Source organism: Bifidobacterium moraviense, assembly GCF_012932365.1.
Taxonomy (GTDB): Bacteria; Actinomycetota; Actinomycetes; order Actinomycetales; family Bifidobacteriaceae; genus Bifidobacterium; species Bifidobacterium moraviense.
Genome location: NZ_JAAIIH010000017.1, coordinates 23,531 through 47,997, shown reverse-complemented (window position 1 = coordinate 47,997; position 24,467 = coordinate 23,531). Strand labels below are relative to the sequence as shown.

The 24,467-nt window shown below is 68.1% G+C and carries 13 protein-coding genes and 3 pseudogenes; 2 read left to right on the top strand and 14 right to left on the bottom strand.

Annotated features, from left to right (window positions below):
• Window positions 1-733: 733 nt before the first annotated feature.
• From G1C96_RS10470 to G1C96_RS10395, 3 genes and pseudogenes are all read right to left on the bottom strand, one after another.
• Window positions 734-1,324: pseudogene (locus G1C96_RS10470) on the bottom strand (cell division ATP-binding protein FtsE); the annotation flags it as partial.
• A 132-nt stretch (window positions 1,325-1,456) separates the two neighbouring features.
• Window positions 1,457-2,581 carry a peptide chain release factor 2 gene (prfB, locus tag G1C96_RS08915; protein ID WP_169276245.1) on the bottom strand — a complete coding sequence of 375 codons (1,125 nt, stop codon included), beginning with the start codon at window positions 2,579-2,581 and terminating at the stop codon, window positions 1,457-1,459.
• A gap of 285 nt (window positions 2,582-2,866) precedes the next feature.
• Window positions 2,867-3,001, bottom strand: coding sequence for a hypothetical protein (locus tag G1C96_RS10395; RefSeq protein ID WP_277347697.1), 135 nt, complete (start codon window positions 2,999-3,001; stop codon window positions 2,867-2,869).
• Between the two features lie 470 nt (window positions 3,002-3,471).
• On the opposite strand from G1C96_RS10395, the gene dapD reads away from it, so the two are divergent.
• A complete protein-coding gene (dapD, locus tag G1C96_RS08910) occupies window positions 3,472-4,455 on the top strand; it encodes a 2,3,4,5-tetrahydropyridine-2,6-dicarboxylate N-succinyltransferase (protein ID WP_169276244.1) in 984 nt (327 codons plus the stop codon).
• 256 nt (window positions 4,456-4,711) lie between these two features.
• Entirely contained in the window at window positions 4,712-5,191 is a 480-nt protein-coding gene (rlmH, locus tag G1C96_RS08905) for a 23S rRNA (pseudouridine(1915)-N(3))-methyltransferase RlmH (RefSeq protein ID WP_169276243.1), read from the top strand.
• 115 nt (window positions 5,192-5,306) lie between these two features.
• On the opposite strand, the gene G1C96_RS08900 is transcribed toward rlmH, so the two are convergent.
• The 11 genes and pseudogenes from G1C96_RS08900 to G1C96_RS08845 form a co-directional block, all read right to left on the bottom strand.
• The gene (locus G1C96_RS08900) at window positions 5,307-6,362 is read right to left on the bottom strand and encodes a hypothetical protein (protein WP_169276242.1); all 1,056 of its coding nucleotides are present in this window, start codon (window positions 6,360-6,362) and stop codon (window positions 5,307-5,309) included.
• Between the two features lie 339 nt (window positions 6,363-6,701).
• Window positions 6,702-7,512 (bottom strand): annotated as a pseudogene (locus G1C96_RS08895) (class C sortase); the annotation flags it as partial.
• 504 nt (window positions 7,513-8,016) lie between these two features.
• Window positions 8,017-9,672: a SpaH/EbpB family LPXTG-anchored major pilin gene (locus tag G1C96_RS08890; RefSeq protein WP_169276240.1), complete on the bottom strand. Its 1,656-nt coding sequence runs from the start codon at window positions 9,670-9,672 to the stop codon at window positions 8,017-8,019.
• 182 nt (window positions 9,673-9,854) lie between these two features.
• Window positions 9,855-14,435, bottom strand: a pseudogene (locus G1C96_RS10495) (cell surface protein); the annotation flags it as partial.
• Window positions 14,436-15,727: 1,292 nt separating this feature from the next.
• Complete coding sequence (locus G1C96_RS10490) at window positions 15,728-17,956, bottom strand: hypothetical protein (protein ID WP_169276237.1); 2,229 nt, start codon at window positions 17,954-17,956, stop codon at window positions 15,728-15,730.
• A 340-nt stretch (window positions 17,957-18,296) separates the two neighbouring features.
• Window positions 18,297-19,421, bottom strand: coding sequence for a hypothetical protein (locus G1C96_RS08870; RefSeq protein ID WP_169276236.1), 1,125 nt, complete (start codon window positions 19,419-19,421; stop codon window positions 18,297-18,299).
• Window positions 19,418-20,140, bottom strand: coding sequence for an ATP-binding cassette domain-containing protein (locus tag G1C96_RS08865; protein WP_169276235.1), 723 nt, complete (start codon window positions 20,138-20,140; stop codon window positions 19,418-19,420). Before G1C96_RS08865 ends, G1C96_RS08870 begins: the two co-directional genes overlap by 4 nt.
• Complete coding sequence (locus tag G1C96_RS08860) at window positions 20,137-21,186, bottom strand: hypothetical protein (protein WP_169276234.1); 1,050 nt, start codon at window positions 21,184-21,186, stop codon at window positions 20,137-20,139. Before G1C96_RS08860 ends, G1C96_RS08865 begins: the two co-directional genes overlap by 4 nt.
• 200 nt (window positions 21,187-21,386) lie before the next feature.
• Window positions 21,387-22,094, bottom strand: coding sequence for a hypothetical protein (locus tag G1C96_RS08855; RefSeq protein WP_169276233.1), 708 nt, complete (start codon window positions 22,092-22,094; stop codon window positions 21,387-21,389).
• 31 nt (window positions 22,095-22,125) lie between these two features.
• Window positions 22,126-22,863, bottom strand: coding sequence for a hypothetical protein (locus tag G1C96_RS08850; RefSeq protein ID WP_169276232.1), 738 nt, complete (start codon window positions 22,861-22,863; stop codon window positions 22,126-22,128).
• Window positions 22,864-23,023: 160 nt separating this feature from the next.
• Complete coding sequence (locus G1C96_RS08845; RefSeq protein ID WP_169276231.1) at window positions 23,024-24,316, bottom strand: citrate synthase; 1,293 nt, start codon at window positions 24,314-24,316, stop codon at window positions 23,024-23,026.
• Window positions 24,317-24,467: the final 151 nt, after the last annotated feature.

Genomic DNA, 24,467 nt, shown 5'->3' with positions numbered 1-24,467 from the left:
GCGTGGCGGGGGCCGGCTGCGACGGCCGCTCCGCGGCTGCACGCGGCTCCTCGGCGGGCGCATGGTCATGCGCGGTCTCGCCGTGCGCGGCGTCGGACCGCGCGGCATCGGATGCAGGGGCGGACTTCGGCGACTGCTCCGGAGCCGCGTCCTTCGCGGCGTCGGATTCGGCGGCCGCGCGCCGGGGACGGAACTTCGCGTCGGGATCGGCGTCCTGCGCGTCGGGTCGCGCATCGTTCCTCACGACATCGTTCTTGGCGCCGTCGTTCCTCGCGGCGTCCTGCTTGCGCAGTTCGTCCAGCGGCAGTCCCCTGCCCCACGTCAGCGTCGTCTCCACGCTCTGGAACACCTCGCCGTAGCGCCCGGTGCGCCCGGAGTGCACGGAGTTCGCCAGACGCGCGATGCCGTCGTCGCCGTTCAGCGTGTTGTGCAGCGCCTCGCTCACCTCGCGCAGCCCCTCGGCCGCGGCCTTGTCCACGGCGGACGCGGCGGCGTCGCGGGAGCCCTGCGCGTTCGTGCGCGCGGTCGGATCCGCGTCGTCGCCCTCCGGCAACGAGAGCTCCGCGGCCGGGGTGCCGTCGCCGTTGATCGCCTCGTGCGCGCGACTCGCCACGTCGGCGTCCGGGAAGAACAGCGCGGAATCGTAGGAGCCCTGCTCCTCGTCGCGCATAATGCGCCCGGCCTTGAGCTCCACCACGCGCTTGCGCATGGAGTTGACGATCTCCTCGTTGTGCGTGGCCATGACGATCGTGGTGCCGGTGCGGTTGATCGCGTCGAGCACCTCCATGATGCCCAGCGACGTGGTGGGGTCGAGGTTGCCGGTGGGCTCGTCCGCCAGCAGGATCTGCGGATGGTTCACGTACGCGCGGGCGATGGCCACGCGCTGCTGCTCGCCGCCGGACAGCTCGTGCGGGTAGTTGCTCTCCTTGCCCGTGAGGCCCACGGTCTTGAGCACCTGCGGCACCAGCGAGCGGATGGTGGACCGGCGCGTGCCGATCACCTCCAGCGCGAACGCCACGTTCTGCCACACCGTCTTGTTGGCCAGCAGCTTGTAGTCCTGGAAGATGAAGCCGATCGAACGGCGGTACTGCGGGATCTGGCGCGCGGGCATGCGGCGCAGGTCGCTGCCGGCCACGCGGATCTCGCCCTCCGTGGCCTCCTCCTCGCGCAGCAGCAGGCTCAGCAGCGTCGTCTTGCCGGAGCCGGACGCGCCCACCAGGAACACGAAGTCGCCGCGCTGGATGTCGAGCGAGATGTCGTCCAGCGCGGGACGAGACCCCTTCGGATAGATCTTGCTGACGTGGTCGAGCGTAATCAGTGCCATGTTCCCCTTGCCTTGCCGTTTCCTCGCCGTTGCCGTCCTATGTTCTCCGCGCCGCCCGCGGATCGACGCGCAACCCCGCGGATCGACGCGCGGCCGGGCGCCCGCTGGGAACCCGGCCGTGTCGTCGCCTGCCTACTCCTGCTCGGCGGCCTCGCGGCGCTGCTGATGGCGCCAGCGGATGCCCGCCGTGATGAAGCCCTCGATGTCGCCGTCGAAGACCGCCTGCGTCTGGCTCGTCTCGTAGCCGGTGCGCAGATCCTTGACCATCTGGTACGGATGCAGCACGTAGGAGCGCATCTGGTCGCCCCAGCTGGCCTTGATGTCGCCGGCGAGCTCCTTCTTCTTCTTGGCCTCCTCCTCGTGGCGCAGCACGAGCAGTCGGGACTGCAGCACGGCCATGGCGGCGGCGCGGTTCTGGATCTGCGAGCGCTCGTCCTGCATCGTCACCACAAGGCCCGTGGGAAGGTGGGTGATGCGCACCGCGGAGTACGTGGTGTTCACGCCCTGGCCGCCGGGGCCGGACGAGCAGTAGGTGTCCACGCGGATGTCGGTATCCGGGATGTCGATGTGGTCGGTCGCCTCGACCAGCGGCACCACCTCCACCGCGGCGAAGCTGGTCTGGCGGCGACCCTGATTGTCGAACGGGCTGATGCGCACCAGACGGTGCGTGCCGCCCTCCACGCTCAGACGGCCGTACGCGTACGGCGCGTCCACCTGGAACGTGGCGGACTTGATGCCCGCTTCCTCGGCGTACGACGTATCCAGCACCTTGGCCTTGAAGCCGCTGCGCTCGCAGTAGCGCAGGTACATGCGCAGCAGCATCTGCGCGAAGTCGGCCGCATCCACGCCGCCGGCGCCGGAGCGGATCGTCACCACCGCGGAACGCTCGTCGTACTCGCCGTCGAGCAGCGTCTGGATCTCCATGTCGTCCAGATCCTTCGCGATGGACTCCACCTCGGACTGCGCCTCGGCGAGGGAGTCCGCGTCCTCCTCCTCGCGCGCCAGCTCCACGAGCGTCTCCACGTCGTCGATGCGCTGGCCCATCTCGGTGAGCTTCTTCACCTGCGCCTGCGCGGCGGACAGGCGGCTCGTCACCTTCTGCGCGTTCTCCGGATCGTCCCACAGACCGGGCTCGCTGGCCTGCGCCTCGAGCTCCTTGATCTGTGCCCTGAGACGGTCCACGTCCAGCGCCGTGGCGATGAGATCGTATTTGGATCGGGCGTCGCCGATCGCCTGGGAAAAGTCAAATTCTGCCATCTAGACCACCATACATTTCTACTTGTGCAAACCCTGAATGCGGGTTCGGGTTCGTTCCTGCGGTTCCTCGCGTTTTCCCCGTGCTCCCCGCGCGACCCGCGCCTCCGCGGCGTGCCGTGCGACCGACGTCCGATGCGTCCGGGTGCATCCGGGGCCGTGCGCGGGGCGCGGCAGGCGATGCGCGACGAGCATCCGGTTGCGGCGGGCGCGTCCGGCGCGGTCCGGCGGCATATCCTCCGTGGGCATGCCGGCCGATGGCCGTGCGGGGAGCCGATGCGGACGACGTCAAAGACCCGCGTAGAACACGGCGGGAACGACCAGCGAAACGAGCAGCGCGACGGCCGCGACAAGGCACACCGCACGCACGGCGTTGCGGCGGCGCGCGGTACGCCTCGCCCGTTCCATCTGGTAATCACTCACGATGAGCCATTGTAACGGGCACGGTCGATTTACGCCCCGGGCCGACGCGCGGCGCCCGATGCGGCACGGCATGCGCGGTCGCGGAGCCGGACTGGCCGGGCGTTGCGCGGACCGGGCGTCACGTGGGCCGGGCGTCACGCGGACCGCGCGTCACGTGGGCCGGGCGTCACGCGGACCGCGCGTCACACGAACCAACGTCACCCAAACGTCACACGGACCGCGCGTCACACGGGCCGCACCACTGAAAAACGTTGGAATCAGGCCGATCCTGATGCCCACGGTCCGCGTGACGCACGGTCCGCGTGACGCCCCGCACGGTCCGCGTGACGGCCGAGTACGGTCCACGTGACGGTTCCACGCGGTCCACGTGACGCCCAGCACGGCGATTCTCGGTCATCGGCGGCACGATCGCGTGCCGCGGCCATACACTGGAGCCATCAACCCATATCCGCCGATCAAGGAGCAGGACTATGACGAACGAACGAACGGCGTACGGCTGGGGACTCGCCAGCATCGACGCCGCCGGCAACACCCTCGACGTGTGGTATCCGCAGCTCACGCTGGGCACGGCACCCGCCGAGGCCGACCGCGGCACCCACGGCTTCGGGCCGCTGGAGCACACCGAACCCGACGCGCGCGGCGTGCGCCGCGTGGCCGTGTTCACCGTGAGCCAGCTCGACGAGCCGATCGCCGACGCCGCCGACGCCTACCTGCGCCTGCACCTCATGAGCCAGCGCCTCGCCAAGCCGAACACGCTGAATCTGGAAGGCATCTTCGCCAAGCTCAACAACGTGGTGTGGACCAACTACGGCCCGTTCGCCGTGGAGGACTTCGCGCTGCGCAAGCTCGACGTGCTCAAGGCCGCCGCCGGCTCCCCGCTGCCCACCGCCGACGTCAACGTGCTCTCCGTGGACAAGTTCCCGCGCATGATCGACTACGTGGTCCCCTCCGGCGTGCGCATCGGCGACGCCGACCGCGTGCGCCTGGGCGCCTACCTGTCCGAAGGCACCACCGTGATGCACGCCGGATTCGTCAACTTCAACGCCGGCACGCTCGGCGTCTCCATGGTCGAAGGCCGCGTCTCGCAGGGCGTCGTCGTCGGCAACGGCTCCGACATCGGCGGCGGCGCCTCCATCATGGGCACCCTCTCCGGCGGCGGCAAGCTGCGCAACTCCATCGGCGAACACTCCCTGCTCGGCGCCAACGCCGGCATCGGCATCTCGCTGGGCGACAACTGCGTCGTCGAGGCGGGACTGTACGTCACCGCCGGCACCAAGGTCACCATCTGGGACAAGGCCAAGGCCGCCGCCGGCGAACCGCTCGACGTGGTCAAGGGCGCGGACCTCAGCGGCAAGGACAACATCCTGTTCATCCGCAACTCCGTGAACGGCCGCATCGAGGCGCGGTACCGCAAGACCGGCATTGAGCTCAACGCCAAGTTGCACAAGAACTAGCGTTCTTATGCGGCCGCCAAGGCCGCGAAAGTCGCGCGACAGCGCGACACCTCGGTCGACGTACCTTCGTACGCCTTCCCTCGGTGTGCCTTGAGGACGCACACGCCGACGCACGGTCAGCAAGCTGATTGTTGAATAGTTGAATAACGGAGCGCCTTCTGCGCTGAGCGATCCGTGTCGGTCCGCAATGGGTCGGCACGGATTGTCGTTCTCAGACGGGCATGCGCTCCGGGCGGCTGCGATTACAGTGGAGCGCATGAAGATCACGCTCATCACCGTCGGCAAGGTCAAGGAATCGTACCTGCGCGACGCGATCGCCGAATACTCGAAGCGTCTGGGTCGCTACTGCAGGCTGAACATCGTCGAGGTGCAGGACGAGAAGACGCCGGAACATGCCAGCGAGGGCACGGAACGGCGCATCAAGGAGATCGAGGGCGAGCGCATCGCCAAGCACATCGCGCCGGACGCCACCGTGATCGCCCTCGCCATCGAGGGCAGGCAACTGAGTTCCGAGGAACTGGCGGCGAAAATCGCGGACCTCGGCGTGCGAGGCGTGAGCCACATCCAGTTCGTCATCGGCGGCTCGCTGGGCCTCGACCCGGCGATCCTCAGGCGCGCCGACTTCCTGCTGAGCTTCTCACGCATGACGTTCCCGCACCAACTCATGCGCGTGATCCTGCTGGAGCAGATCTACCGCGCGTACAAGATCAACGCGCACGAGCCGTACCACAAGTAGATCGCGACGCGGGTAGCCCGTCCCACGCCCGGCAAGGCCGAAACCGTTGCAAGATCGGCGATCCCACGAACCTTGCGACGCGGGACGGACGTGGCACGTCGCAGGGGCCGGTGAACTACGCGCGCGGGGCGTCCGCGGTGCGCGACATGTCCGTCGTGCGCGGCATGTCCGTGGCGCGCGGCGCGATGCGGCGTGACGCGGCGCGCAGGACGATGGCGACGGCGGCGAGGACGATCGCGAGCAGGGCGATGCCGGTCACGGCGGCGCCGGTGCTCGCGGTGAACGAGGGGGCGTTCCGCGATCCCGTGGCGCCGGACCCGCCGTTGCCGTCGGCGCCGGGCGTGGTGCCGCCGTCCGTCCCGCAGCCGGTTCCGCAGTCCGCGTCGCCGCCGGCCCCGGGAGTTTCGGGCGTCTCGGGCGTGCCGGGCGTGGGCTGGTCCGGGTTCGGATTGTCGGGGCTCGGGTTGTCCGGGTCAGGCGTGGGGCCGGGATTGTCCGGATCGGGCGGCGTGACGTTGCCGCCGTCGCCGAACTTGGGTTCCGCGGTGACGTGCATCGTGGGCACGCCGTTCACGCTCTCCGGGACGGCGACCAGGAATGGGTCGCACACGTACCGCGCGTTCGCGTCGGCCACGCCGGTGCGCGCCACCAGGTAGAGCCCCGGTTCCAGTCCGGCGAACGTCGCCTGTCCCTGCGCGTCGGTGACGCCGCTCGCCGCGTACAGCCCCTGCCGCGCGGCGAAGGCGTCGAGACGCTTGGCGGCGGCGTTGAGCTCCGACGACGTGAGGCTTCCCCACACGGCGTCGTATGAGGCGAAGGCGTCGAGCGTATGGTATGCGCCGATCGCGCCGGAACCGTCGAGGTCCGCGGCGGCGACGCGCGTCAGCGAGAAGGTGTCGCCCACGAGCGGCGTGCCCGACGACGAGCCGCCGGCGCCGCTCCCCCATCGTGCGCTGACGGTGAGCGTGCCCAGTGCGTCCGCGGCGGAGGCGACGCGTGGTGCGGCCGCGGACAGCGGCGACGGTGCCGTGAGCGGCGCAAGAGCGAATCCGAGCAGCGCGGCGAGTCCCGCGATCAGTCCGACGACGAGCCGCAGGACCGTGCCCGGCGTGTCCGGCGTGCGCGCCGCGTCGCCGCGTCGCGATGCGGATGCGTTATGCGTGTGAGCCATGTCCCGGTCCTTCCTCGTTCCTGTCTGATGCGATGTCCGCATCCGTGTTGTGCGTGCCTGTGCCGTGCGCGTGCGCGCCGTGAGTCGTATTGTGCGCGTTCGCGGCGTGCGCGTCCGTGCGTGCAGCATCGTCGTCCGCGATGTTCTCCATGTCCGCGACGCGCGCAAGATCCGCGGCGATGTCCCTGCGGCCCGTATGGGCTTCTGCGTGCTCGGCATCACTCGCATGATCGTCGCCGCCAGAGCCCGCGCCCGCGCCGATACCGGTTCCGCCTCCGATCAGCTCGGCCACGATCCGCTCCGCCGCCTCCTCGGTGGCCCGTCGCGCGTCGCGTCTGCGCCACACGCGCCAGCCGATCAGCAGCGCGATCAGTCCCGCCGCGGGCAGCACGTACTGCAGCGGGATGTCCACGTGGAACGTGGGCTTCGCGTCCTCGACCTGCTCCGGCGTGTACGGGATGCGGTGCGCGCGCACCAGCAGCCGATGCGTGTTCACCGCGTACGGCGTGCAGGTGATGAGCGTCACCAGATCCTGCTCGGGCTCGATGGCGAGCTCCTGCGTGTCCGTGGGCAGCACGGTGACGATGTTGTCCACCTCGTAGGCGTACGTGTCCCTGAGGATGGTGATGTAGAAGCGGTCGCCGGCCTGCATGAGGTTGAGGTCGGTGAACAGCTTGGCGGTGGGCAGGCCGCGGTGGCCGGACAGGGCCGCGTGCGTGGAGACGCCGCCCACCGGCAGCGACGTGCGTTCCAGGTGCCCGATGCCCACCTGCAGCACCTCCTCCGCGGTGCCATGGTAGATGGGCATGGTCTCCCTGAGACGCGGCACGGTGATGTAGCCCATCATGCCGTCGCCGTTGAGGTTGAGCAGCGCGTTGTACTCCGCGTCCGTGGAGGCGGTGTCCACCGCGCCGGCGAGCGCGTCCGTGGCGCCGGAGTTCGACTGCGCGAGGCGCTCGTTGTAGGCGTGCGCGGCGTCGAGCATCTGCCGGTACTGCTCGTCGGAGAGCGCGTCCACCTTGGCGGCGTATCCGCCGACCACGCGCGACGCGTTCTTCATGACGAGGAAGTTGCTGATCGTCGGGTAGAACAGCACGAGCAGTCCCAGTGCGATGACCAGCAGCGGTGCGATGCCGCGCAGCTTCTTCATGTGATTCGCTTTCCAGTGGGGATGTTCCGAGTGGTGCGGGCTTTTCCGTCATCCTGAGCGAAGGGCGCAGGACGGTTTATTGCGTCATCCTGAGCGAAGGGCCGAGAGCGTTCTCTCCCGTCATCCTGAGCGAAGGGCCGAAGGCCCGCAGTCGAAGGATCCCTGACCACCCCGATGAGACAAGGATCCTTCGACTCCGCCCTACGGGCTCCGCTCAGGATGACCGGGGAAGTCATCAGGCGCAGCACCGACGGATGACCGGGGAAGCCGGCCCTGAGCGGGGACCGCAGGATGACCGGGGAAGCCGGCCCCGCGCGGAGTCCGACGGATAACTCATGCGTCATCCCGAACGGAGAGCCGAGAGCGTCCCTTTTCTGTCATCCTGAGCGAAGGGCCGCAGGCCCGCAGTCGAAGGATCCCTGACCACCCCGATGAGACAAGGATCCTTCGACTCCGCCCTGCGGGCTCCGCTCAGGATGACCGGGGAAGCCGGTCCCCGAACCGTCAGGCGCGACGGGCGTCCTTGCGGTTGGAGCGCACGTACCACACAGCGCCGAGCGCGACGATCGCCACGCCGAACACCGTGAACAGCATGGTGCCCATGCCACCGGTGCCGGGGAGCAGGCCGCCCTTGTTGTTCTCGACGGTGATGACCGGGGTTCCAGTGTTGTTCTCGGACGTGGTGTTGTTCACGGACCAGGACTTCAACGTACCGTCGTCGTTGTACTCGGCGGAGATGATCACGTCGATAGGCTCGGTCAGGATGTTGTACTGTTCGCCGTTGGCACCGGTCGGGGCCTTGGTCTCGACAAGCTTGTAAGTGCCTTCCGCAAGACCCACGAACTTCAAGACGCCATCGTTGGTCTTCACATCAGCATCGTCAGCCACCTGCTCGTTCTCCTTGGCCGGACGGAACGTGTTGTCCGAAACCTTGACCAGCTTGATCTTGTTCGCATCGTCCTTCGTACCGCGGTACAGCGCGAACTGGGCGCCGGACAGCTTGATGGTGTTGTCGGTACCGTCCACCTTGTTGACGTCGAAGTTGAAGTCGTAGGTGTGGGTCTTGTCTTCCTTGGACGTGCCGGTGCCATTGGTGCTCGGATCATTGCTGTACTCCACCTTCGCGCTGTTGGTGCTGCCGGCGACGGTGGCGTTCTCGTTCAGCGTGGCGGAGTATTCGACGGTGATGGTCTCGCCGGCGTTGTCTTTGTAGTTGTCACGGAAGTTCAGCATGGTGATGGTGACGGAGGTCGTGCCGTCACCGTTCTCGACGTACTCGGCCTTGTACTTGTCGGTTTCCACTGGGGTGCCGTTCACCTTGACAGTGGCCGTAAACGTGCCCTTGCCGGCTGTGCTTTCCGTAGTGTTGTTCAGCGTGAGGCCCTCGGACAAGGTATCGAGGAAGTTGAAGGTGTAGCCCTTCGTGTATTCGGTCATGTCCGGGATGGTGGAGGAGAGCTTGAAGTTCACGCTCTCGCCGATCTCGGCGCTGTTGCCCTTGTCGTTGCCGTTGCTGCCCGTGATGGTCTTCTCAACGGTCGGGTAGGTGCTCTTCAGATCCTGTTCCACGGGAGAAGAGGTCACCACCTTGAGGATGGCGTCCGTATGACGGTCAGTACTGGTGGAACCGCCTTCCGGGCTGACCACATAGTAGCCATAGGACAGACCACTAATAGTGGCAGTGTACTTGGCATCCTTACCGGTACCGATCTTCGTGGCTTTCTCACTGGTCTTGCCCGTGATGCTGTGTGTCGTATCCTTCGCCCAGGCAGAAGCCTTGGAAGCGAAGTCCAGCAGATCATCGGCCTTGTCCGCGGCAGACAGGCTGATCACGTAGTCGTACGCCTTCTGTCCCACGTTGTCGTTGTCCACACCGGTCAAGCCGGTCAGAGTGGCGGTCTTGAAGAATTCATCCCAAGTATCCACCAGCGTATAACCACCATTGGTGGCGGTACCGGCATCCACAGCATCCTTGTCATAGGAAAACATCAGGTATGCGGTGGCGGTCTTGCCCTCAAATTCGGGGTTGGTACTGTTTACCTTGATCACGCCATCGGTGGGGTTTGCAGCATTGGCGGTGGTGGCGCCGAGGCCGGCGAGGCCGAGCAGCGTCGCCGCGGCGATCACGCCCGCCGCGAGCTTCTTGGTCAGTGCGTTCATCACTGAATCCTTTCTTGTGGTTTTCTCTGTATTCGGTTTGCGATTGGTTGTCTCAGTCGTCGTTCCGCGCGTTCGGGGCGCGGGTGGGTTCGCGCGCCCCGCGGGGCAGTCGGCGCCAGCGACGGTCGTGGTCGGGGACGCACGGGCCTTCTCGGCGGCGCGGACCGTGAAGGTCGTGGCGTTCAGCCGCGCACATGGCGTCCCCTCCTTGCTCCCGCGGCGGCGAGGTCGCGTCGGACGCACCATGCGGCGCCGAGCATGAGGATCGTCAGGCCGCATGCCAGGAACCACGCGGTGCCCATGCCGCCGGTGTCCGGCAGCGGCACGATGAGCGTGTTCGTCACCGTGGCCACATACTCCTTGTTGTCCTGCCCGGTCTGCTCGTCCTTGGCGCCGTAGACGACGGACACCGTGTATCCGGCCTCGCCGGGGGTCTTGCGCGTCGCGTTGTCGCCGGTGCCGTAGACCAGCGCGGTTTCGACCACGCTGTACGTGTAGTAGTGCAGCGTGCCGTCGTCGTCCCTGAACGCGACGGGCAGCCCGGTGAGCTTGGTGCGCCACGTGTCGCTCCACAGCGATCCGTCGGCCTTGCCCATGGTCACGGTCATCGGGTTGTCCCGCGGCTGCTCCTTGCATGCCGCGGCGTAGCAGAGGATCGTCGGCGTGACCGTCTCGCCCGCCGCATTGGTGTACGTGGCGGTGACGGTCAGTTCGATGGAATCCGGGCGCGCGTCGGCGCGACCGCCGTCGTTCCACACCTTCTGCAGCGTGAGGTCCACGGTCTGGCAGCCGTCCTCGCCGCACGGGTCCTGGCCGTCGTCCGGCTCGGGCGTCAGTCCCCCGTTGTTCTCCGTGACGGCCCGGTCGAGCATGAGCACGGCCTTGGCCTCGGAGACGTAGACGCCGAGGGGCTTCGACGAATCGCCTGTCGCAATGGCCGCATCCTTGATGCCCACCCAAGTGGTGCGGGCGTCGCCGGCCGCGTTGCTGGCGGCCGTGTCGGCGTCGTAGGCGTTGACGACCTCGAAGTACTTCACGTCCCAACGGTCGAATGTGGTCGCGCCGTCGTCGATCTTGTCCGAGATCTTCGTCACGGCGCCGTTCACGTCGACGCTTGCTTCGCCGGCTGCCGCGTCGGCCGTGCGGTACACGCGATACGTGTTGTACCGGCCGTCGTCGTCCGGTCCCACGATCTTCCTCATGTTGACGAAGTTCCAGTTGGACGAGAGCGTGGTGTTGCCGAACGGGTCGACGCGATTCGCGGTGCCGCGGATCGTGTCGGCGTAGGTCATGTGGTCGTTCTGCAGGACGCCTTCGACGTTGAGTCCGGCGAAGCCGCCCGCGTAGCCGGTCGAGAGATTCTCCACGCCGTCGGACGTCTGCGTGGCGCCGCCGCCGAACACGTCGTAGCCGCCCGTGATTCCGGTGACGGAGGAGTCCACGGCCTTGGTGCGGTTGCCCTTGACGAGCTGCACCTTCAGGTTCTCACGCGTGTTTTCGTCCTGAATGATGCCGTCGTTGTTGCACGGCAGCTTGATGACGGAGTCGCCGATGGTGATGATGGCCACGTCGGTCTGCTGCTGGTTTTCGGTGCTCTTCTTGGAAACGCTTACGCCGATCTTGAATCCGAAGAGGTTCACGTACAGCACGTCGCCCTGGGACAGCACCTTGAGGTTGAAGAGGCTGTCCTTGCCGTTGAGTTGGGGGAACCACTTGCCGAGATCGATGACGTCGATCTGGTTGAGATACAGCATCCTGACCAGCAGGTTGACGATCTGGAGCACCAGGTCGATGAGCCGAGAGCTGGCATCGAGGTCGACGAGGTAGGCATGCGTGGTCTCGCCCACGAAGCCGCCCGCGATCTCCGCGCTGGACACCTTCTTGAGATTCGTCGCCGTCGAGTCGGAGACGCGTGCGAGATCGGCATAGCCGGCGAAACCGCCGGCGACCTCGCGTCCCGTGGCCGAATCGGTGCCCTTGGTGTTGGCGTACTGCTCGTCCGTGTGGGACGTGCCGACGACGAAGCCGTCCGCGATGCCCGTGACCGACGAATGATCGACGTGCGAGCCCCAGATGTCGAGCACTCCGACGGTGGCGCCGAGCAGCTTGGAGACGCTGGCGTTGTCGACGTCCACGGTGCCGGCCTTGCCGAGATGCCCCACGAAGCCGCCCGCGTAGTTCACGCCCTCCACGCTGTTGAGGTTCTTCACGGTGCCGTAGTCCACGGTGCCGTTGATGAGCCCGCCGCCGAAGCCGCCGGCCGCGCCGGTGAAGCGCTTCGAGTCGAGGATGCCCTGCGTGCTGGAGTCGTGCGCCTTGATCTGGATGCCGTCCGCCACGCCGTTCACGTTCGCGTGGTGGATGAACGTGCGGAACGCCTCGAGCGCGCTGACGTTGCCGGCCTTCACCAGTCTGAGCAGCAGGTTGGTGCTCTGGTCGCCCTTGTCGGTGCCGTCGTCGCCGGCCACGGACGCGACGGCGGTGGTGTCCGCCAGACCGACGAAGCCGCCGGCGTACTGGCCGCCCTCCACGCCGCGCAGACCGTCGACCGTGAGCGTATCGGTGCCGTCGTTCTTCTGACCGCCCTTCTCGGTGCCGGCCACCACGGCCTTCATCGATCCGGCGAATCCGCCGGCCGCGCGGGCGTACTTCGTGGCGTCGCCGACCGTGTACGCGCCTTCCACGGTGAAGCCCCACGCCTCGCCGGAGTCGCCGTCCTTCACGGACGCGACCGTGGCGCCGCGCACGGTGGACACCGTGGCCTGCACCACCTGCGCCAGGTCCGCGGGCGTGTTGATGAGCGCGTCAAGCAGCTTTTGCAGGATGCCTTCGGCTTCGGACGCGTTGGTGTTCACGTCGGCTACGCCGGCCGCGGTGACGAGGCCCGCGTAGCCGCCGATCGCGTTCGCGCCCTTGACGCGGCGCAGGTTCGTCGCGTTGGCACCGGAGGCCGTGTACCCCTCATGCGTGGCGCCGATGCTCCAGCGGTCGCCGTTCTGATCGGCGTCGGAGAACGTGGCGTCGCCCCAGATCTGTGCGCCGGACGCGTAGCCCACGTAGCCGCCGGCGAAACCATTGGCGTGCGTCAGATCGGTGCCGGTCGCTTCCACGGTCATGCCGCGGCGGTAGCCGGTCACGGACGAACTCTTGACGACAGGGACGAACACGTTCAGGACGCTGACGAGTTTGCCGAGATTGAGCTTGATGAGCCCCAACACGTCGATGCCGCCGAGCTTCGCAGCGCCGCCGGACTCCATGGCGCCGGCGAAACCGCCCGCCGCGCGCGTGGCGCGGACCGTTCTGGTGTCCTGCGCCTGTCCGTTGGTGACGACGCCGGAGCGCATGAGTCCCACGTAGCCGCCGGCGTTGCCGCCCTCGGACGCGTTGGTGTCCTGCGAGTAGGCGGTGCGCCCGGCCACCACGTTGGTGCCGTAGACGTACTGGTCGATGACCGCGTTGAGTGCGGCCTGATCGCCGATCGTGATCTCTCCGTCGAACACCTTCTTCAGCAGCTCCGCGAACTCGCGCCCGTATGCGCCGTTCACGGCCACGGCCGTGGCCCACGCCTGCCACGTGGCATAGTCGAGGTTGCGCAGCGGTCCGGTGACCTTGGTGTTCTCCTCGGTGGGGTAGCTTACCTGCAGCGCGCCGAGCAGGTTGTCCACGCTGATGAGCCCGTACAGCAGGCCCAGGCCGCCGGTGGACGCGGTGCTTGCGGCCTGCATGAATCCGGTGAAGCCTCCGGCGAACTCGGCGCCGTACACGGATCGGATGCGTGCCGCGTACGCCACGGACTACGGGCCGCTGTAGTGGTTGCTCGCGTCGTTCTCGCTCTTCCACGGCGCGTTGTTGCTGCCCCAGATGTGACCGCCCTGGTTGTGGCCCACGTAGCCGCCGGCCATGCCGCGCATCGCCGTGCCGTCGGACGCCGCCTGCGCGCGCACCGCGGCGCCGCAGGGCACCGCGTCCGTGGACGAGTTGCGGATGGTGGGCACGAAGTCCTGCATGAGCGAGGCGATCGCGCCGTTGGTGGTAAGCAGGCCGTTGAGCAGCGTCTGCACGGTGCCCTGGTCGCCGAGCACGCTGGCCACGTCGCCCGGTTCGATGCCGCCCGCGTAGCCGCCGGCGGTGATCTGGCCGATGATGTACGCGAAGTTGTGCGCGCTGGAGTCCTGGATGTGGCCGCCGGTGATGCGTCCCGCGAATCCGCCCGCGTCGCCGATCGGGTTGGCCGCGCTGCCCGGGGTGGGCGTCGCGTTGCCGAGCGACGTGTTCTCCTCGGCCGTGTCGCTGGCGATGACGGCATATCCCGAGGCGTCGCCGGTCACGTCGGAGTGTTCGATCGTGGAGACCACCACGTTGAGCACGCTGGCGATCTTGGTGAGCTTGATGTCCTTGAGCACCTTGAGGCCGCCGCCCACGGATGCCGCGGAACCGATGTCCATGCGGCCGATGTAGCCGCCGGCGTAGCGCTTCGCCGTCACCGCGTACGTGCTCGTCCCGTCGAAGTAGGACGAGCCGTCCGTGCCTTCGAGGTCGTTCGGCTCCTTGACCGTGGTGTAGCGCAGCTGCGTCACGTCGGAGTCGGAGACCTGCACGCCGGAGCCGTAGCCGATGTAGCCGCCCGCGGAGCCGGACTGCGCGTCGGTGTCGTCGAGGCGTGAGGCCGTCACCTTGAGTCCCGGATTGGCGGAGTGCACGCCCGCGCCGGCGATCACCGGCACGTAGGCGCCGGCCACGCTGACCAGGTCGTCCACCTCCAGATCCAGATCGCCCAGTCCGCCGAGGATGCTGATGCCGCCGTCGGAGGCCGCGAGCGCGCCGGATCGCGCACGCCCGGCGAAGCCGCCCGCGTAGGTGCCGACGTCCACGGCGTCGAGGTTGGTCACGGCCCAGCCGGTGCCGCCGAAGGCCGCGGTGTCGTCCACCTTGCCGCTCTGCAGGTCGCCGGCGAAGCCGCCGGCCATGTTGGCGGTCACGCTGCCGCCGTTGACGAAGGCGACGTCCGCATTGGTGTACTTGGGCACCATGTAGCCGATGGCGGTGATGAGCCCCTGCTTGCCGCCGAGGCTGACGATGGCCTGCAGCGCGCCGTCGTCGTCCTTGGGCAGCACGTCGGCGAGGCCGCCGGTCACGGAGACGCCCACGAAGCCGCCCGCGTTGCCGGTCACGCCGTCCGCGGTCACGGACGCGAGGTTGGTCACGTGCGCGTCGGTGGCCTGCGTGCTGTTGGACTGGGCGACGAAGCCGCCGGCCATGTACTGCGTGGATTCGCCTTCGGCGTGCGCGCCGGTGGCGGCGATCTCCATGCCCGTCGCGACGCCGGAGACGGTGGCGCCGTCGATGGCGATCTTGACGCCGGCCGCCATCGAGAGCAGTCCCTCGAGCTTGATGAGGCCGAGGCCGAGCAGGTCCACGCCGCCGGCGCTGAGCAGGTCGCCGGGGCCGGAGACGCCGATGAAGCCGCCGGCGCGGTTGGCCGCGGTCACGGACTTCACGCCGGTCACGGCGACGACCGCGGAATCCGGCACGGCGGCGTCGCCGTAGGCCGTGGTGGTCCTGCCGATGTTGCCGCCCATGGCGAAGCCGATGCCGCTGCCCGCGTAGTCGCCGCCCGCGCTGACGGTGAGACCGTCGTCCGTACCGGAGACGGTGAGCGAGCTGACCTCGAACGGCAGGTATTCGCCGAGGCCGACGGTCTGGTTGACGAGGCCGCCGATGGACGCGGTGCTGAGCTTGCCGGCGATGCCGCCGGCGTACGAGCCGGTGGTGCTGACCGACTGCAGTCCGGTCACGGCGTTCGTGCGTTCGGCGGGCGCGTCGATCTTCGCCTGCTTCCAGAACGAGAGCTCGTTCACGTGCGCGGAATCGGAGGCGGCGATGACGGTGCCGTCGCCGCGGCCGATGAGTCCGCCGGCGTAGTCGTTGCCGGATTCCACGGTGATGGATCCGCTGGTGCGGATGCCGAGCAGCGCCGACTCCTCCACGCCCACGAGCGTGAGCAGGCTCTGCGCGGTGGCCGGATCCTTGGCGAGCAGTTCGCCGAGCAGGTTGTTCACGCCGGTGAGCAGGTCGGCGTTCTTCGAGTCCCCCGCGCCGAGGTCGGACACCCAGCCCACGGCGGCCACGCCGGTGAATCCGCCGGCGAGCGCCTTGGTGCCCTTGTCCCGCTGGCCTTGACGACGATGGTGCCGTCGAGCGTGTCGTTGACGGCGTAGCTGTCGGCCATGGCGCCGGCGAATCCGCCCGCGTAGGTGCCGGCGTCCACGGTCACGTTGGCATGCACCGACGAGCCGACGGCGGTGCTCTGCGGCTGGGAGAGGCGGATGAGGTCGACGCCCACCTCCTGCAGCGCGCCCTTCATCACGTCGTTGCGCATGAGTCCGGCGAAGCCGCCCACGTAGGCGCCGCCGGTCACGGCGTAGGCGTTGTCGCTGGTCACGGAGGAGTCGGTGACGATGGTGCCGATCTGCACGCCGATGAAGCCGCCCGCGTAGTCCTTGTCCGCCGCGCCGATGACGGTGCCGGCTGTGAAGTTCTTGACGGCGCTGCTGCTGATGGTCGGGTTGTGGTAGGCGACGGGGATCAGCGCGTCCGCGTCGATGATGTTGCCGTTGAGCAGCAGCGTGATGAGGTCGCCGAGGCCGAGGCCGGGGATGATGTTGAGGATGTTCGTCAGGAGCTGGACGATGTCGCCGAGGGCGTCCGAGATGAGGTCGTACTGCGTCTCGCCCTGCGCGTAGCCGACGAAGCCGCCGGTCATGCCGGTCACGCTGGACACCGTCACGTTGGTGCTCCGGCATTTGTCGATGGTCACGGAGCCGATGACGCGTCCGGCGAACGAGCCGACGGCCAGCGACGACGGGTCGGCCTTGCGGATGGTCAGCAGGTTCTCCACGAGCCCGTCGAGGTCGATCCTGCCGAACGTCAGGACTTTGAGCAGGCCGCTGACGATGTCGCCCACCACGAGGCCGAGTCCGCCCACCAGGGCGCTGACGAGCGTCTGGTCCACGCGCACCTCGGTGGACTCGTTCGTCACGGACACCACGTCGAGTTCGATGTTGCTCACGTAGGCCGGCGTGACGGCGCCCCGCAGCGGGTCGTTGGCGTCGAGCTTGTTGGACACGGTGCCGAAGAAGCCGATGCCGGTGTATTTGCTCACGTCGAGTTGGCCGGTCTGATGCACCCTCACGTTGGAGACGACCGGGCGCACGGCATCGTCCGCGGTGCTCACGCCGTCCGCGCCGACGCCGTCCCACAGGCTGCCGGCGGTGCCCTGCGCGGCGGAGACGACGCCGAGCATGACGCCGGAGAACATGAGCGGCGTCCATACGGCGCCGGAGGTCGTGCCCGCCGCCGCGTCGGAGGAGACGTCGATGTCGCGGAACACGATGTAGCTCGCGTCGGAGGCGTATTTCTGGCCGGTCTTGGCGGCGTAGGTGGCGTCGTCGACGTTGTGGCGGTTGCCGTCGGCGTCCTTGACGAAGTACTTGGTTCGGGTGGCTCCAATGGTGGTCAGCAGGCCGTCGTGGTCGGGGAATTCCTTGTTGCGCAGCTTGTCGCCTGCCGCGAGGTCGGCGTCGCCGGCGTAGGCCAGCGATTCCGAGCCCTGATCGGTCCATGCGCTGTCCGCGAGACAGCCGAGAACACGCTCGCACTTCTGCTTGATCTGCCAGACCTTGCCGACGACGGTCTTCCCCGTGCCGATGGCCCGGAGCTGCTGCTCGTTGCCGATGAGGATGTACGTGCGGCCGCCGATGGTCCTGGTGGCCTGGCCTTCGAAGTCGCGGCCGCCGAGCGCGGCGGTGACGATGCGCGGGCGGGGCTGTTCAGCGTTCTGCGCGGCGTCGTTCTGCGCGCTGTCGTTCTGCGCGCTGTCGTTCTGCGCGGCGGAATCCGCCGTTGCGCCGTCGTTCTGCGCGGCGTAACGCTGCGTCGCGGAGAGGTCGGCGTCGGCGGAGTCATCGGACGCACCGTCGAACGCGGCGCTCTGCGTGCTCTGCGCATGCTGCGCGCCCAGCGTCTCGGCGGCGGAGACGATGACGTCGTCGGTCGCGTCGGCGGCGGCGGCGGAAGTCGTGGTGCCGGAGGCGGTGACGGTGACGCCGCCGAGGGAGTCGACGTCGTTCTGCGCCCACACTGCGGGCACGGAACCGGTGAACGATACGGCGAGGGCGAGGACGGTCGCGATGATGCGGCGACGCACGGCATGCACGGCGGGCGTCTGCCGCGTGCGATGGCGTGCATGGTTCGAGGGGTCTGCTCCCCGGCGCATGAGGTTCATCGACGTGTTCTCCTCGTCGTCGTTATTCTTCCCAGAGCGAACTTGCTGGAGATTATTACCCCCCCCCGAGACTCCTCGAACCGGTTCGTTATGCGTTCAACATCGCTCAAAATCGATCATCTCACCGCTTAGTCAAACGTTTGCCCTGACCGATGTGGCGACATCCGCCGCCGAATCGTTGATATTGCTGATATTTCAGACGTCGTCCCGAACGCCGGAAATCCGTCTCCCGTCGCGGGCATTCGTTCAAGATGTAAACAATTTCGATCAGCCGCCGCTCGACACGCCGGCGCGCCGAGCCCTTCCTCGACGCTCCCGGAGAGCGTCGGACGCGAAACGATCAGCGCATGCGTACGAGCCTCGGCAGGGCGCGCGGGCTCATCGCGCAGGAGGCGGCGACCACGCCGAGATACGCCCCCGCGAGCCCGGCCGCGACGACGCGCAGCGGCCCGTCGGCGCACAGGGCGAGCGCGTCCGGCACGCTCCGCGCGGCCGGGGCGAGCACCGCCGCCAGCACCCCCAGCACGCCCAGCGCGGCGGGCAGCGACCATCCGAGCGCCACCGCGAGCATCTTCTCCGCCACCTGCGGACGGCTCGCCCCGAACTGCCGCAGCATGGCGAGCTCCACGCGCCGCTGCAGCACCGACCCCGCGCCCGCCATCGCGGCGAGCAGCAGCGCGGGGACCACGGCGAAGCGCGTGATCCGTCCACGGTAGGACGCGGCGTCCGGCGGATTGCCCGGCAGCAGCGGATTGAGCCGGCTCGGCGTGGGCACGGGCGCCCCCAGCCCCGCGATGCCGCCGCCTCCGGACGCGGATTCGGACACCGTGGCGTACAGCGCGTCGCGCACCGCGGAGGTCATGGGCCACGCGCACACCCAGCAGGAGTCGAACATGGCGTCCATCTCGCTGACGGGCACGGACAGGAACACCGCGGTGGCGTACTGGGGCAGACGTCCGTCGCCCGGCCAGTCGAACGTGCCGGTGACCGTGTGCCTCGCGCCGTCCGCGGTGACCAGATCGTCGCCTACGCCTACGCCGAGCTGCTCGCCCACCTTCGCGGCGATCACGAACCCGTCGCGGCCGTCCACGTCCACCACGTCGCGCACGCCGTCGGTCACCTCGTACGCCATGTAGGGCGCGTCCGGCAGGGCGACCGGCGTCACCACGTCGGCGCCGCGCATCGCCACCGCGCCGTCCACGCCGGGGATCGACGTCAGCGCCGCGCAGTCGCGTCCGCGGATGCCGCGCGGCGCGCTGACGGTGAGCACGTCGCCGCCGGACTCGCGGTACGTCCACGCGGTGTCCGCAAGCTGGCGCACGGCGATCGCGTCCGCTCCCCCGCACAGGACGAGTATGGCCGCGAGCACCACCGCCCACAGCGCCGGATTGCCCACGCCGCCCCTGAGGTCGCGCCATGCCTCCACGGCCGGCCAGCGCCAGGACGCGTCCCTGTGCCTGCTCATGATGCCGTCCCCTCCCGTGGCGTCTCGTCCCGTGTCTCATCCTGCGCCTCGGCGAGGTCCACCACGTCGTCGCACGCGTCCCGAAGCTCCAGATCGTGCGTCGCCACCACCACGACGCAGCCGCCGCTGGCGAGGCCGCGGATGTGCGCGATCACCGTGCGCGCGCTGGACCGGTCCAGCGAGGCGGTGGGCTCGTCCACCAGCAGCAGGTCGCAGCGCGTGGCCGCGGCGCGGGCGAGCATGAGCCGCTGCGCCTCGCCGCCGGAGAGCGACCCGTAGTCGTGGTCCTCCACGTCGCTCAACCCGAACGTGCCGAGGATGCGCCGCGCCTCGGCGTCCGCCACCGCACGGGGCACGCCGCGCACCAGCATGGGCAGGGCGACATGGTCGAGCACGCTGCGACGGGCCACGCCGAGCGGCAGCTGCGGCACCCAGTTCATCACGGCGACGCCGCGACGCTCCACCGCGCCCTCGGAGGGAGTGAGCCATCCGGCCAGGATCGCCAGCAGCGTGCTCTTGCCGGAGCCGGACGGGCCGATGAGCGCGTGGATGCGCCCGGCCGTGAGCGTGGCGTCGAGATGTCGGAACAGGAAGTCGCCGGGCACGTAGGCGTGGCCGAGGTCGCGCAGCGTCACGCACGGAGCCGCGGCGGGGCCGACGCCGCCGGCCGCAACGCCGCCCGTATCGCCGCCGGCCGCAGCGCCGCCGGCCGCGCTCATGCGCAGCCTCCCGCGCTCGGGGCGAGCCGCACGCTGCCGGAGGGGATGGACCCGTCCGCGCCCTGGACGTAGGTGCGACCCAGCATCGAGCCGACGATGCTCACCGGCACGGCCGTGTCCGACGCCGTGTCCGCGGGATTCGCGGTGGTGACGATGCACGTCCGCACGCCGCCGTCCATGACGCCGATGGCGGAGGCGGGCACCACGCCCACGGTGACGGGGTCCCTGAGCACCCACTGCACGGAGACCTGACGCACGCCGTTGCTCATGGCGGAGGACGATTCGAAGGCGCGCGTGCGCGAGAACGCGGCGAGGTCGCCCACCGCGCCCTGGTCGGTGATGTCGAGCGTGACGTCGCCGGACTGGATGACGCGCTCCCCCGCCACCGCGCCGGACGGCAGCGACTGCGCCTGCGCGGAGGCGGCCATGGCGGGCAGCTCGGCCACGGGCTGCCCCTGCCCGATGGTCTGCCCCACCGGCGCCGGGCATCCGGACACCATGACGCCGTCCGCCGGCAGCCATGCCATGTCCGTGACGTCGATGGCGGCGGTCGAGTCCGGCAGGGGAACGCCCGCGTCCGCGGACGCCTTGCGGAACGCGGCGAGCGTGGCGGCGGTGACCGTGTCCCCGGAGACGTCGCCCGCGCCGAGCGCGCCCAGCGCCGCGTTGAGCGCCGCGGCGTCGGAACCCTGGTCGCCGGGCCTCAGCGCGCGCCACAGCGGCTCGGCGGTGGCGAGCATGAGCACGCCGCGCCCGTCCACGGCCATGAGCGACTGCCCGGACCTGAGCGTGGCGCCCGGCTTGCAGTTCGACGAGGTGACCATGCCGGAGCGCGGGGAGACGACCGGCGCCATGGCGATCTCCTCCGCATTGATGGTGATGCTGCGCCCGTCGTTCACCTGCTGCGTCTCGATGGCGGCGTAGGCGTGCGGGTCCGCCTCGGCCAGCACCTGCGGCGGGTGCGGCGCCAGCACCACGGCGGTCGCGCCCACGCCCACGAGCAGGCACGTCACGGCCACGAGCGCGGTCATCTGCCTGCCGAGCACGAATCCGCGGCGCCGTGGTCTGGCCGCGGCGGATGCGGCGGATGGGTCTGCTGTCTTCCGAGTCTCGGTTCGTCTGCGTCCGAACATATGATTTCCCCTTCCCGCATCGTTGCGTAGGTTCAAGTCTAGCCGCGGCGAACGTCCCGCGTCCAATGGATCCGCCGCCCGCTCCGCGAATCCGCCCGAACGGACGACGGACCCTACCTGTTCAGCGGCGAGTTCGCGATGTTGTGCAGCGGGTCGGAGCTGCAGGTCTCCCAGATCGGATGCGTGGAACTCGTGGAACGTCTCGGATCGCCGATCAGCGGGTTCTTTCCCGCGGCGAGAACACGACCGTATTCGTCATAGGTCATCGACTTGTCCACGAGGCCATGCTCCTGAAAGCACTGGAACACGTACGGCCGCAGATCGATGTTGTCCGGATTGTACAGCGCCTGATAATAATACATCACCAACAATGCATATCCGGTACTCGTACCACACAGATCCGATATTCTCAATGCTTCCTCGTTCGACTTGTCCCCGATATAGAAAGCCGTCACACCACCATCCTGAGAAAACCAATAGTCAACATTGGGTTTCCACCCATATTGCGCAAAACAGGCGATCTCATTGTTTTCAAGCTCGTTCATTTCTTCGGCGGTTATCGTCCTGTCGGCCAGAACCGCATGCACCACATCAGCATTGTCGTCTCTCATCGCCAATACACCATTGATCTCCTGCATATAGGCATCATTGACGAAGACCGAATCTGTATACTGCGCATAGGTGGTGCGCGTATTGTTCGGCGCCGCACGCGTGACCTCGCCTCCATTGGACGGCGACGCGCTACATCCGGCGCACATCAGCGCCGCGACCAGCGCGGCGATTCCCGGACCCCATCTGCCGATTCCGAAACGCGACATCATCGTCTCCTTTCTTTCGTCTTTCGGATCAAATTCACCTACCCAACGGCGAGTTCGCGATGTTGTGCAGCGGGTCGGAGTCGCACCGCAGCACCTGCGCGTTGATGAGCGGCGTGGTGCTCAGCATGCCCTTGACCAGAGGACCGGAGCGCTGCCCGTTGTACGCGCGCAGATAGTCCTCATACATGAGCAGATCCATGGCGAGCAGGTCGTGCTCCTTGAGGCATTGGTACTGATACGGCTTGATGTCGATGTTGTCGGGATTCGTATAGGCCTGCCAGTAGTACTGAGACACCACCGAATATCCGGAATCGAATTCGCATTCCAGTTCCAGTTGGTTGATGCGCCCCGGATCCCTGAGGAAGTCATGATGCGACAGATCCCAATGATGCATGCCGAAGCCGTACTCGTTGAAGTAGTAGTCGACGTTCGTCTGCAGATCGTACTTGGCGTAACAGGCCACCACGCCGCGTTCCAGCTCGTCCATCTCGTCGGCCGTGATCACGCCGTCCGCGATCACGGCCTCCACGGGTTCACTGCCGCCCCGATAGACGTTGCGCTGCAGAAGATCCTCGATCTGCTGCCGATACGCCGGTATCAGCGTCACCGTATGCTCGTACTGCCCGTACGTGGAGCGCACGCCCTGCATCAGCGCGTCGCTGGGGATGTCCGACGGCGTCGCCGCGCCGTTCGTCGCGCCGCCGCATCCGGCGCACAGCGCCAGCGCGCACAACACCGCCCCCAGCGCCACGCGCCATCGCGCGTACCGCATCCCGCGGCGGACCTTCGCATTCCCCCGACCGTCCATGACCGGCCTTTCGCCTCGACGTTCACCGTGGCTGCGCGGCCGAGGACACGGCACTGACATCCCTTGCGGCCGTACGTCCAGTATACGGCCCTTCCGGGTCCGACGCCCACCGCCCACTCAGCGCCTAGCGCTGGTCGATGGGCACGTAGTCGCGCAGCGTGGCGCCGGTGTAGACCTGGCGCGGACGGCCGATCCTGGTGTTCGGGTCGGCGAGCATCTCGCGGTACTGCGCGATCCATCCGGGGATGCGCCCCAGCGCGAACAGCGTGGTGAACATGGCCGGATCGAAGCCGATGGCGCGGTAGATCAGGCCGGTATAGAAGTCGACGTTCGGATACAGGTTGCGCGAGACGAAGTAGTCGTCGCTCAGGGCGATCGCCTCCAGCTCCTTCGCCACGTCGAACAGCGCGCGCTCGTCGCTCGGCAGCTTGGACGTGTCCTCGCGCTCCATGATCTGGTCCATGTAGTGGCGGGCGATGGCCGCGCGCGGATCGTACGACTTGTACACGCGGTGGCCGAGCCCGGAGATGCGCGTGCCGCTGGCCTTGGCGTCCTCCACGAACTCCTTCACGCTCTTGCCCGAGTCGCGGATCGCCTTGAGCTGGCGCAGCACCGCCTCGTTGGCGCCGCCGTGCAGCGGGCCGGACAACGCGTTGATGCCGGCAGCCACCGCCGAATACAGATTGGCGTGTGCGGAGCCGGCGATGCGCACCACGGACGTGGAGCAGTTCTGCTCGTGGTCGGCATGGATGATGAGCAGGCGGCCGAGCGCGTGCACGTACAGCGGATCGGATTCGAACGGCTCGTACGGCACCGCGAAGCACATCCTGAGGAAGTCGTCCACGTAGCCGCGCGCGTAGTCCGGGTAGAGCATCGGCTCGTCGCGGCGGCGGCGGAAGATGTAGCTCACGATCGTGCGCACCTTCGCCATGATGATGGTGGCCGCCTCGTCCAGCTGGTCCGAGTCCTCGATGTCCGTGGTGTCCGGATAGAACGTGGCCAGCGCGTTCACGGCCGAGGCGAGCACGCTCATCGGGTGCGCGGTGCGCGGGAACGAGCCCATGAACGTGCGGAAGTCCTCGCCCACCATCGTGCGGTGGTTGATGTCCTTGACGAACTGGTCGAATTCGGACTTGGTGGGCAGTTCGCCGTAGCGCAGCAGCCACGCGACCTCAAGGAAGTCGGACTGCTCGCACAGCTGCTCGATCGGGTAGCCGCGGTAGCGCAGGATGGAATGCTGGCCGTCGATGTACGTGATCTTCGACTCGCACTGGGCGGTCGTGAGGAATCCCGGGTCCAGCGTCACCCAGCCGTCGTTGCGCAGTTTGGACACCACGATGCCGTCCGGGCCGGCCGAGGCCTCGACCACCGGCAGCTCGAACTTGCTCGAATCGACGTCCAGCTTTGCAGTGGCCATGCGCGCCCCTTTCGTTGCGAAGTTCTGCCCACCATAGCAACCGCGTGTGTAATCGCCGTGTTTCGTGACTGCAATATGGGCACGGCGACGGCCGCCGCAGCGCGCGGGTATCGCGGCGGGAGCAAATCGGCAAACGAAAGGCCGGGCCCGC